We start from the raw sequence: 11,551 nt of genomic DNA on the forward strand, positions 1-11,551 counted from the left end.
TCAGGCTCCTTGCGTGTGAGAATGGGTGGGCGAAGTTCCGGATTGAGGCAGCGCGGGCCGCAGGTATCGCACCTGACCGGCCACAACCGTTGCGGCGATGGCGCGGTCATCCCCGAGGATCATCAGGTTGAAAAGTGTTTCCGAAAGGTTGTTGATGTAGGGCTCCTTCATGGCAAGCATCGGCGAGGCGTGATGATCTAGCACGACAAAATCGGCGATTTTTCCCGGCTCGAAGTTGCCACTATCTTCATCCCGGTGCAGTACCCGGGCGTTACCAAGAGTGGCCAGGTAAAACGCCTGCCAGGGCGTCATGGTTTGCCCGCGCAGGCGGCAGACCTTGTAGGCTTCGGCCATGGTGGCGAGCATAGAAAGGCTGGTGCCGCCGCCGACATCCGAGGCGAGACCTACGGCCACGCCCGCATCGCGGGCTGCGCGGAAATCAAACAGGCCGCTACCAAGAAAGGTGTTGGATGTGGGGCAGAAGGCAACCCTGCTGCCTGTGTCTGCAAGTCGCTGGCGGTCCTCATCATTGATGTGGATGCCGTGGGCCAGCACGGTATGATCTCCGAGCAGACCATAATGATCGTAGATGTCGAGGTAGCTTGTGCGCTCGGGGAAGAGTTCGCCGACCCATTTGATCTCCCCGGTGTTTTCGGCCCAATGGGTCTGAACCATGGCATCCGGGTACTCTTCAGCCAGCTGTCCTGCGAGAGCTAACTGCTCCGGCGTGGAGGTGGCGGCAAAGCGGGGCGTAATGGCGTAACGCTGGCGGCCACGGCGGTGCCACTTTTTCAGCAATGCCAGGCTGTCAGTGTAGCTCCCGGAGGTGGTGTCTTTGAGATTCGCCGGTGCGTACCTGTCCATCATTACCTTGCCGGCGGTCAGCCCCATGCCGCGTTCTTCGGCGGCCTCGAACAAAGCGTCCACCGATTCCGGGTGTGAAGTGCAGAACACCAGTGCCGATGTAGTGCCGTGACACAACAGCAGATCGGCAAACCGGCGGGCTTCGACTCCGGCCCAGTCGACATCGCTGAAACGCGCCTCGTGGGGAAAGGTGTAGGTTTCCAGCCAGTCGAGCAGTTGTGTGCCGTAGCTGGCCATAACGCCGAGTTGTGGCATATGGACGTGTGTGTCGATGAAACCGGGAACAATCAGGCCATCCGGCCAGCAGGTAACCTGAGTGGTGGCGGCCAACCGTGGGAGCCATTCGCTGGCTGTGCCTGCGGCAAGCACCTTGCCCTGATGCAGAACAAGCAGGCCGTCCTCAAAATACGCCACGCTGTTCGGCCTGGGTTCAGGATCATTGCCGGGATCATCCAGGAAATGCAGCAGGGTTCCACGATGCGCTTCGCAGCCATGGGGCAGTGTTGTGTCGGAGAATGTGCTCATCAGCTTCCCCGGTAGGTTGAGAAGCCCCACTGGTTCAGCAGTAGTGGGACGTGGTAGTGGGTGTCCGGGTCACTGACCTGGAAATCCAGGCAGACCTCGGGGAAGAAGGTGTCCAGGCCACGGGACTGATACCACTCGCCGGTGGCGAACCGGAGCCGGTAATGGCCGGTTGCGATGGGAGTGTCGAACCAGCTCATCACGCGTCCGTCACCGTCGGTAGTGCCCTGGGCGACGGGAGTCTCGTTCTGGCCATTGATCCGGTACAGTGCAACGTTCACCCCGGCTGCAGGAGTCCCACTCCCCAGGTCCAGAATGTGCGTAGTCACGGGGCTCTTCTGGCTCATAGCAGTTTCTCCAGTCGTAGTTCGGTGATTTTTGCCTGTTCGGCGGCGGCGGTGGCTATTTCCTGGGCCCGGGTCTGAGTCAGGCGAGCTTCCAGAAGCTCCAGCATTTCCCCGGCGGATTTGCCGGTCGCGCACACAATGAAGATAAAGCCGAATTTCTCCTGATAGGCGTCGTTGCCGGCCTTCAGGCGCTGCAGAATGTCCTCCGGGGCCTGGCGGGCACCTGCCTGTTCACCGCTGGCCATTGCCCGGGTGCTGGCGTATTTCGCTCGCAGACTGTCGATATCGCCTATTTTCGGGTGTGCGCTGAAGGCCTGAAGCCAGTCCTGTTCTGTCAGCTTTGGCCACAGGTCACGGCTTTGAGTGATCAGGGCACTTTTGTCACGATAGGGTAGGCCTTCCAGCATGCCCTCCACCCAGGTTTCAGCGGCACAACAGTTTCGCAGCTGGGCTTCTGCTTCATCCCGGGGCAGGGTATTGAGTGTTTCTGCGGTCATTCGGAGATGTCTCCTGTCTCAGTGTTTTTGATCAGTCCCTTGAGCTCCTTCCAGGGCAGACCCCGGCGAGCTGGTGTTGTCTGAGAAGGCGAGACGGCCAGGGTGAGGAGTTCGGCACTGATAGAAACAGCGACCTCCATCGGGCGTTTTCCAGGTACATCGGTGCGCCCGACGGGGCAGCGAATGCTGTTAATGTCGGCGGCACTGAAGCCCCTGTGGTCCAGTCGTTTGCGGAACCGCTCGGCCTTGGTGTCCGAGCCGATCAGGCCAATGCCTGCGCAGTCCCCGCTGGTCAGCAGGATACGGCAGAGATCGAAGTCCAGCTGGTGGTTGTGGGTCAGAATCAGCACTTGCTTGCCGGCACATAGTGCCGGTGCATCACCGACAGGATCATCCGTATGGTGAATGCGGACATTGCCCGGGCACTCTGCCGGAAACTGGTCGGCACGTTCATCTACCCAGGTTATTCTCCAGGGCAATCCGCCGAGAATTGTCACCAGGGCTTTAGCTACATGGCCAGCGCCAAAAATAACCAGTTCCTGTTCGCACCCCGGGTTAGCCTCCAGGAGAACCGAGACGCTTCCGCCGCAACACTGACCAAGGCTCGCGCCCAGAGGGAAATTGGCCATTTCGCTGGTAAAGTCCTGCCTCGCCAGGTGCTCCCTTGCCTGCTGGCAGATCCGGTATTCCAGGTGTCCGCCACCAATGGTGTCGTAGCTCTGCGTGCCCGTGACCACCATCTTGCTGGAGGGCTCGCGGGGCACTGAACCTGTAACTCCCAGTACCGTCACCAGAACATAGGGCTCGCCCTGGTCTTCACACAGAGCAACGGCCTGGTACCAGTTAAGCCGGCGATCCATCAGGCAGTCTCCTTATGCTGTTCCTGCGATGCCTGACACGCGGTGATCGCAGCCAGTACCCGCTCTGGCGTTGCAGGCGTGTCCAGTGGCGGGCTGAAGCGATAGCCGGTGACGCTGGAAACCGCGTCGCGGAGCGCGCTCCATACAGCTATACCGAGCATCAGCGGTGGTTCGCCCACGGCCTTGGAATGAAATACCGTGGCTTCGCGGTTCGGGCTGTCTGGCAGCAACCCGACGCGCAGATCCGGCGGGCAGTCTGATACCGCAGGAATTTTGTAATTGGCGGGGCCGTTGGTCAGCAGCCTGCCATCATTGCTGTAAACCAGTTCCTCGGTGGTGAGCCAGCCCATACCCTGAACAAAACCACCTTCAATCTGGCCAATATCGATCTCCGGATTCAGCGAACGTCCGGCGTCGAAAAGGATGTCGGTGCGCATTACCCGGTATTCCCCGGTTAATGTATCCACCACTACTTCGGAACAGGCAGCGCAGTTTGAGTAGTACAGAAACGGGTGCCCCGTACCTGTTTTGGGATCGTAGTGGATCTTTGGTGTGGCGTAGAAACCGGATGATGAAAGGGGAATCCGGTTCATGTAGGCGGCCTGGATAAAGGTTTCCCAGGGCATTGTCAGGTCGTTGATGTGTACCTGATTGTCCGCAAATGTCACGTCTTCGGGTGTAGCGGACCAGTGGGTGGCCGCAAATTCCGTCAGGCCGGCCATAAGCTTCTCGCAGGCATCCAGTGCTGCCATGCCGTTCAGGTCGGAGCCCGATGATGCCGCAGTAGGTGAGGTGTTGGGCACCTTGTCGGTACGGGTTGCGGATACCTTTACGCGTTCAATGTCGACCTGGAAGGCCGATGCCACAACTTGCGCCACCTTGATGTAAAGGCCTTGCCCCATCTCGGTACCGCCATGGTTTACCTGAATACTTCCATCTGTATAGATGTTTACCAGAGCGCCCGCCTGGTTCAGGTGCTTGGCGGTGAACGATATCCCGAATTTAACCGGCGTCAGAGCCAGACCACGCTTGAGTATCGGGCTGGACTGGTTGAAGGCAGTAATGTCACTGCGCCTTTTGCGGTAGTCGGAGCTGGCCTCGAGTTTCCCGAGAAGTTCCGGGAGTACGTGCTGCTCAATTGTCTGGCCGTAGTGGGTCGTATCCCGTCCCGGCCGGTAGAGGTTGAGTTTGCGGATGTCGAGCGGGTCCTGGCCGAGATGGCGGGCAATATCGTCCATGGCGTGCTCGATGATCATCATGCCCTGCGGGCCGCCGAACCCCCGGAATGCCGTATTGGATACAGTGTGGGTTTTACAGCGGTGACCTGTCACCCTTGCCTGGTCCAGGTAGTAGGCGTTGTCAGCGTGGAACATGGCCCGGTCAACTATGGCGTCAGACAGGTCCGGGGAATTGCCGCAACGCCCGGCAACCATAAGGTCAGCGCCGAGGATCAGGCCATCGTCATCAAAGCCTATGTCGTAGGTGTTGTAAAAGTCGTGTCGTTTGCCGGTCTGGATCATGTCATCCGGGCGGGACAAACGGTATTTCACCGGTCGGTTGGTGGCATTGGCAAGCAGTGCCGCGATACAGGCCACAGGTGCGGCCTGGGTTTCCTTGCCACCAAAACCTCCACCCATTCTGCGCACCTCAGCATGAACTTCGTGGATGGGCAGCCCCAGTACTTCAGCCACCAGCTTCTGAACTTCAGAAGGGTGCTGGCTTGAGGTATGAACGAACATGCCCCGGTCTTCGGTAGGCTCGGCCAGCGATGCCTGGCCTTCGAGATAAAAGTGTTCCTGACCACCTACGAACTGTTCTCCGCTGAGACGGTTAGGCGCCTGTGCCAGCGCCAGGTCAGGCTGGCCTCGTTGTTGTGTCTGGCTGGGGCGAACAAAGAACTCTTTGTTGAGCGCCTGGGTAACGGTTACGACGGCATCAAGGGCCTCGTACTCAATCTTTGCCAGCTTCGCTGCCTTGCGGGCCGCTTCATGGGAAGTTGCGGCGACGGCGAAGACCGGCTGGCCGATGTATTCAACAATTCCGTCAGCCAGTACCGGGTCGCCCGGAAAAACCGGCCCGATATCCAGGTGCCCGGGCACGTCTTTGGCGGTAATGACTGCAATAACACCGGGGTATTGGCGAACTGCGTCCAGGTCCATGGACACTATGCGGGCATGTGCCTGTTCGCTGTGGCCCACAGCTGCGTGGAGGATGCCCTCAGGCGTGGGCATGTCATCAATATAGCGCGCCTGGCCACTGACGTGTTTCCAGGCACTGTCGTGCTTGACGCTGTGACCAGCCAGTCCGCGGGCGCTGTGCGCCGGAGCTGGCGTGTTCAGGGGTAGTTTACGCATAGTCGGTCACCATCAGTTGTTCGCCGGGCAGAGAGGTAGACGCCAGTAAGGTGCGTCGTAACAGGTTTCCCGCAACCTGCAGCCGGTAGGTGGAGGAGGCACGAACATCGCTCAGCGGCGAGAAATCACTGGCCAGGGCCGCTATTACGGTCTGCAGGGATTCTTCGTTCCAGGGTTGGCCGGTCAGGGCGGCTTCTGCCTGGGCGGCCCGCGCAGGGATGGCTGCCATGCCACCGAAGGCGAGACGGCAGGCACGGACAACACCGTTATCGACCGTCAGGCGGAAGGCTCCCAGAACCGCCGAAATATCATCATCCAGGCGTTTGGAGACCTTGTAGATGTAGAGCGCCTCGTTGGCTTCGGGTACTGGTACCCGCACAGAGTGAATGAACTCGCCGGGCTGGAGACTGGTTTGTTTATAGCCCTGGAAAAAGGCTTCCAGTGGCAGGCGGCGCTCGCCTTCGGGGCCGTCCAGTACCAGTGTCGCACCGAGGGCGATCAGGGGCGGCGGCATGTCACCAACAGGCGATGCGTTGGCGATGTTGCCCCCCAGCGTGCCCCGGTTGCGGATCTGGAGAGATCCCAGTCGGTCCAGCATGGAGTCAAAGGCCGGCCAGAGTTCGCACAGGGAAGCCCGGAACTGCTGGTAAGTTGCAGCGGCGCCGATCACAAGTTCATTGCCGTCCAGCGTGCAACCCTGCAGTTCGGGTATGCGCTCCAGGCTTATCAGGTGGTCCAGGGTTCTGAGCTGCTGGGTAATCTCCAGCATCAGATCGGTGCCTCCGGCCACCAGCCGTGAATCGGGCGCTTCGCGGCGCAGGGCGCGGAGTTCTTCCAGGCTCACAGGGGAGTCATAGCGGGCGCCCAGGGGTGTCGTCAGGGTAAAACTGTCCTGATGAATCCCCGCCAGCTCCGTTGCCGGGAGCCCGTTGGCCATTGCTGCTGCGGGATGATCTGAACCCGGCTTCCATTCCTCAACCATGGCCTGATGGCCTGCCTCAATAATAGGCCGGTAGCCGGTACACCGGCACAGGTTGCCAGACAGAGCTTCAAGAATCTGGCTGTTGCCGGTTTCACCTTCTTTTCGATTGGCGTGCAGGGCTGCCAGGGACATAACAATGCCTGGTGTGCAGAAACCGCACTGGGCACCGTGCTTTTCTACCATATTGCTCTGAACGGGATGCCCTGGCTCCTGCTGGAAAGCCTCTATGGTGATCAGCTCCTTGCCGTGAAGACTGCCCAGAAGGGTGATGCAACTGTTTATTGCCTGATAGCGGGTGTTCCCGTCCGGGCCAGGTGCACCGGTAATGACAGTGCAGGCGCCACAGTCACCGGAAGCACATCCCTCTTTGGTGCCGGTAAGTCGCATTTTGGTGCGTAACCATTCCAGGATGCTCAAATTTGGGTCGATCTGGTCAAGTTTTTCAATTTGACCATTTAGAAGGAATTCGATCACAGCTCTCTCCGCTAGCAGTCTGTTTGCGGTGTTTCGGGGTGTCCTGCCTTTGGCTACAGGCAGGCTGCTCAATGTTTCATGGAGGGTTTCTGCAAAAAGCTGACCAATTGGTTTATTTCGTTGTTTTTTACTGTTCATTAATTTTTGGCAAGCATATTGCTGGTATCCAAAATGTTGATTGTTTGGTCAGTTTATGAATTTGGCTGCCAGATACATTCGAATGAACATGGGATTGTGTATGACTGCGGCGATACGCCTGAAACTGGAAAACATCGTCAAGGAATACCCGGGGTGCCGGGCCAATGACGGCATTGACCTCACAGTGGGCGCGGGAGAGATTCACGCGCTACTGGGTGAGAACGGTGCTGGCAAGAGCACTCTGATGAAGGTGATCTATGGCGTGATCCAGCCGGATCAGGGGCGGATTGTCTGGAATGGCCATGAAGTGCGGGTGGATAACCCCGCCCAGGCTCGCCGTATGGGTATTGGTATGGTGTTTCAGCACTTCTCACTGTTCGAGACTCTGACCGTAGCTGAAAACATTGCGCTCAGCCTTCCGGCAGACGAAGCCCGCAACCGCAACAAACTGAACCAGCGTATACGCGAGGTTTCCGAGCGCTACGGAATGGCTCTGGACCCCCGGCGCTACGTGAGTACTTTGTCTGTCGGGGAACGTCAGCGCGTGGAAATTGTTCGTTGCCTGATTCAGGAAACGACCCTGCTGATTCTGGATGAGCCCACATCGGTGCTCACTCCCCAGGAAGTTTTCTCCCTGTTTGCGACGCTGCGAACGTTGTCGAAAGAAGGCTGCAGCATTCTGTTTATCAGTCACAAACTCGAAGAGGTACGCAGTCTGTGTCACACAGCTACAGTGTTGCGCCAGGGGCGGGTTAGCGGTGATTGTCAGCCTGCAGATATATCGGCCTCCGACATCGCGCGGCTGATGGTAGGTGACGATACTCCGATTTCTACCCAGGTTGCTGCTGCGAAACCGGGACCTACCCTGGTGGAAATCAGAGGGCTTGGTTGGAAGAGCAAGGATCCCTTCGGAACCAGTCTCAGCAATGTGAATCTGGATTTACACAAAGGGGAGATCGTTGGTATTGCCGGAGTCGCCGGTAATGGTCAGGACGAGCTACTTAAAGCCTTGTCCGGCGAAATCCGCTCCGGAACCGGAACTATCTGCCTGGATGGGGTGAATATCGCAAGCCTGTTTCCGGATCAGCGCCGGAAGCTCGGCGTGGCAATTGTGCCCGAGGAGCGCCTTGGGCGAGGGGCTGTGCCTGATATGTCTCTCGCTGATAACGCCCTGTTGACCGCTTCCGGTCAGGGACTGGTAAGCCGGGGACTGATTCGCGCGGGCCGGGTCCGGGAGTTTTCCCGTGAGGTAATCCGTCGGTTTGGCGTTCGCTGCACCAGTGAAAACAACACCGCCGGGAGTCTGTCCGGTGGCAATCTGCAAAAATACATTATTGGCCGGGAAGCTCTGCAGAGCCCCCGTCTTCTGGTGGCATCTCACCCCACCTGGGGCGTTGATGTCGGCTCAGCCGTCGCTATCCATGAATCACTGGTACGGCTGCGGGATGAAGGTGCCTCTATTCTGTTGATTTCTGAAGATCTGGATGAACTCTACCAACTGTGTAATCGCCTGGGCGCACTTTGCGATGGCCGCTTGTCTCCAATGGCTCCCACGTCGGAACTGAACATCGAGCAGCTCGGGCAGTGGATGGCCGGGGGTTTTGAATCCGGGGAGCTTGCCCATGCTGTTGCTTGAACGCCGCCCTGTTGCATCCTCACTGATGCGTTGGGCTTCGCCGCTGCTGGCCCTGATTCTGACCATCATTACCGGCTTTGTGCTGTTCCTGGTGATGGGAAAAGATCCGGTGGAAGGCCTGAAGTTCTTCTTTATAACGCCAGTCAGTGACCTGTCAGGACTCTCGGAACTGGGCCTGAAAATGGCGCCGTTGTTATTATGCGCTGCCGGTCTGACTGTTTGTTATCGTGCCAGGGTGTGGAACATTGGTGCCGAAGGCCATTTCCTGATGGGTGCTCTGGGCGCCAGTGCGATGGCCATACAACTCTCGGAATCCAGTGGGTTCTGGGTGCTTCCCCTTGTACTGCTGACAGGTGTTCTCGCTGGCATGCTCTGGGCGGCGATTGCAGCCGGGTTGAAAACCCATCTGCACTGCAATGAAATTCTTACCACCATCATGCTCAATTACATCGCATTGAATCTTCTGTTGTTCACTGTGCATGGGCCTCTCAAGGATCCCTTCGGGTTCGGCTTTCCTCAATCAGTCATGTTTTCCGACTCGGCACTGCTGCCGGCCCTGATTCCGGGTACCCGTTTGCACCTGGGGCTGGCATTCGGCTTGCTGGCGGCGGTGGCGGTGTGGGTCCTGTTTGCCCGCAGCTTTATTGGTTTTCAGTTGAATGTCGCTGGTCAGGACCACCGGGCGGCAGCGTTCGCCGGCTTTGGTGTACGTCGCCTGACCTGGTTTGCCTTTCTGGTTGGCGGCGCCACTGCGGGACTGGCTGGAGCTTCGGAGGTAACAGGCCCTATTGGTCAGTTGGTACCGCAGGTGTCCCCCGGCTACGGCTATACCGCGATCATTGTTGTGTTCCTGGGGCGAATGAATGCTTTGGGTATTGTTGCCGCCAGTGCCTTGCTGGCGCTGACCTTCATCGGCGGAGAAATGCTGCAGATTGCCATGCATATGCCGAAGGCTGTGACGGGATTGTTTCAGGGGCTATTGCTGTTTTATCTGCTCACATGCGATGCCTTTATCCATTACCGGATCCGGCGCAGGAAAACGGCACTGCAACCCCTAAGTGCGGCAGTCACGACTGCGCCGCAGGAGGCTTGAAATGGAACTGATTATTAATGTGCTGGCCGCAACCGTGGTTGCCGGAACCCCTCTCTTGCTGGTGGCCCTGGGCGAACTGATCTGTGAACGTTCAGGGGTCCTCAATCTGGGTCAGGAAGGCATGATGCTGATGGGAGCAGTGGCTGGCTTTGCTGCAGCACTGTCCAGCGGGAGTCTGCTCGTAGGCGTCGCCGCAGCCATTGTGGCCGGTATTGGTATGTCTCTGCTGTTTGCGTTCATGGCGGTCACTCTGGCAGCGAACCAATACGCAGCAGGGCTGGCACTGACCATATTCGGCACAGGCCTGAGTGCATTTCTCGGAGCTGGGTTTGTCGGCTCATCCATTGAGGGTTTTTCCCGGGTGGCCATTCCGTTGCTGAGTGATATCCCCGTATTGGGTCGCGTGTTTTTTGATCAGGATCCGCTGGTTTACGTTTCTTTTGTTGCTTTTGCAGGTGTAGCGCTGTTTCTGCGTTACAGCCGGGGAGGCCTGTTGTTAAGAGCTATTGGCGAGGATCCGGAAGCGGCTAACGCCAACGGTCTTCAGGTGTTGCTGGTGAGATACCTGGCGGTGGCTTTTGGCGGTGGTATGGCTGGGCTTGCAGGTGCATATCTGTCTCTGGCCTATACCCCGCTCTGGACCGAAAACATGACAGCCGGGCGTGGCTGGATTGCCCTGGCTCTGGTGGTATTCGCCACCTGGCGGCCGGAGCGTTTGATTCTGGGGGCCTACCTGTTTGGTGCGGCCAGTATCCTGCACCTGGTGCTACAGGGCCTGGGCTGGAAGAGCTCCACGGAGTTACTGGCCATGCTGCCTTATCTGGTCACTATTCTGATGCTGATTCTGCTGTCCTGGAACCCGGCCCGAACCCGACTTAATACTCCACTTTCCCTTGGTCAGCCATACCGGCCGGGGTGCTAACAATAATGATCTGAAGAGTTCCAACCCTAACGTAATAAAGAAAGTAACCTTAGAGGATTTACCATGAATGCACTTCGTAAAACACTGATTGCAAGCTGTGTAGCTGCCGCATCTTTCGCTCCTGCGGCCCACGCTGAGAAGTTCTTCGGAGGATCCAGTGTCTCCATACTGCACAGTAACCAGTATCAGGGTGTCCAGTTCGACGCAGGCGGTAATGGTGGTTTTGAATACGAAGCGACTTACTTCACCTTCGAAAATGCCACTGCCCATAACTGGGGCAGCACCTTCTTCTTCATCGACCGTGACCAGGGTCAGGGTTCAGTGGAAGGGTCAGATAACGTCTACGGGGAATTTGCGCCCAACGTGAGTGGCAGCTGGCTGACTGGTGCAGATCTCAGCTTTGGTCCGATCAAGGATGTAAGCCTGGCGGCTCAGTACGAGTTTGGTGGCGGTACCCAGGTAAATAACTATATGGGCGGTATCGGTCTGGCATGGGATGTTCCTGGCTTCATGTATTTCAATACCAGTGTTTACTATGTCGACAATGATCAGATCGCTGATGAGAAGCAGCTGACCGTAACCTGGGCATATCCGTTCGGTATTGGTGCCGCCAAATTCCTCATTGATGGGTATATCGACTGGACCACCGCCGAATCCGATCACAAGTCCGAGTTCCAGTTCACCCCGCAGGTCAAGATGGACGTGGGTAACTTCTGGGGCGCGCCTGGTGTTCTTTACGCCGGTGTCGAGTACCAGTACTGGAACAACAAGTATGGTCTGGGTGACACTTTGATGGACGATCAGAGTTCTGTCAGTGCTCTGGTGAAATTCCACTTCTGATCCGGTGCAGGAGTCCGGCAGA

General features: G+C 57.8%; 10 protein-coding genes. 4 read left to right on the plus strand and 6 right to left on the minus strand.

Annotated features, from left to right (window positions below; translation table 11 throughout):
* Genes guaD through xdhA form a run of 6 tightly spaced genes read right to left on the minus strand, consistent with a single transcriptional unit; the run spans nucleotide 1 to nucleotide 6,900 of the window.
* Nucleotides 1-1,389 carry a guanine deaminase gene (gene guaD / locus CPA50_RS00910; protein WP_096780623.1) on the minus strand — a complete coding sequence of 463 codons (1,389 nt, stop codon included), beginning with the start codon at nucleotides 1,387-1,389 and terminating at the stop codon, nucleotides 1-3.
* Nucleotides 1,389-1,733, minus strand: coding sequence for a hydroxyisourate hydrolase (gene uraH, locus CPA50_RS00915; RefSeq protein WP_096780624.1), 345 nt, complete (start codon nucleotides 1,731-1,733; stop codon nucleotides 1,389-1,391). The genes guaD and uraH overlap by 1 nt, the downstream gene beginning before the upstream one ends.
* Entirely contained in the window at nucleotides 1,730-2,230 is a 501-nt protein-coding gene (gene uraD, locus CPA50_RS00920; protein WP_096780625.1) for a 2-oxo-4-hydroxy-4-carboxy-5-ureidoimidazoline decarboxylase, read from the minus strand. The genes uraH and uraD overlap by 4 nt, the downstream gene beginning before the upstream one ends.
* Nucleotides 2,227-3,090, minus strand: a complete 864-nt coding sequence (gene xdhC, locus CPA50_RS00925; RefSeq protein ID WP_096780626.1) for a xanthine dehydrogenase accessory protein XdhC — start codon at nucleotides 3,088-3,090, stop codon at nucleotides 2,227-2,229. Before xdhC ends, uraD begins: the two co-directional genes overlap by 4 nt.
* The gene (gene xdhB / locus CPA50_RS00930; RefSeq protein ID WP_096780627.1) at nucleotides 3,090-5,444 is read right to left on the minus strand and encodes a xanthine dehydrogenase molybdopterin binding subunit; all 2,355 of its coding nucleotides are present in this window, start codon (nucleotides 5,442-5,444) and stop codon (nucleotides 3,090-3,092) included. Before xdhB ends, xdhC begins: the two co-directional genes overlap by 1 nt.
* The gene (gene xdhA, locus CPA50_RS00935) at nucleotides 5,437-6,900 is read right to left on the minus strand and encodes a xanthine dehydrogenase small subunit (protein ID WP_096782269.1); all 1,464 of its coding nucleotides are present in this window, start codon (nucleotides 6,898-6,900) and stop codon (nucleotides 5,437-5,439) included. Before xdhA ends, xdhB begins: the two co-directional genes overlap by 8 nt.
* 238 nt (nucleotides 6,901-7,138) lie before the next feature.
* Here xdhA and CPA50_RS00940 point away from each other — a divergent pair, with 238 nt between their 5' ends.
* From CPA50_RS00940 to CPA50_RS00955, 4 genes are all read left to right on the plus strand, one after another.
* Complete coding sequence (locus tag CPA50_RS00940; RefSeq protein ID WP_096780628.1) at nucleotides 7,139-8,674, plus strand: ABC transporter ATP-binding protein; 1,536 nt, start codon at nucleotides 7,139-7,141, stop codon at nucleotides 8,672-8,674.
* Complete coding sequence (locus CPA50_RS00945; RefSeq protein WP_096780629.1) at nucleotides 8,661-9,767, plus strand: ABC transporter permease; 1,107 nt, start codon at nucleotides 8,661-8,663, stop codon at nucleotides 9,765-9,767. Before CPA50_RS00940 ends, CPA50_RS00945 begins: the two co-directional genes overlap by 14 nt.
* Before the next feature lies 1 nt (nucleotide 9,768).
* Nucleotides 9,769-10,689 carry an ABC transporter permease gene (locus CPA50_RS00950; protein WP_096780630.1) on the plus strand — a complete coding sequence of 307 codons (921 nt, stop codon included), beginning with the start codon at nucleotides 9,769-9,771 and terminating at the stop codon, nucleotides 10,687-10,689.
* Between the two features lie 63 nt (nucleotides 10,690-10,752).
* A complete protein-coding gene (locus tag CPA50_RS00955) occupies nucleotides 10,753-11,529 on the plus strand; it encodes an outer membrane protein OmpK (protein ID WP_096780631.1) in 777 nt (258 codons plus the stop codon).
* Nucleotides 11,530-11,551 lie beyond the last annotated feature (22 nt).

This window comes from Marinobacter sp. ANT_B65 (assembly GCF_002407605.1).
GTDB lineage: Bacteria > Pseudomonadota > Gammaproteobacteria > Pseudomonadales > Oleiphilaceae > Marinobacter.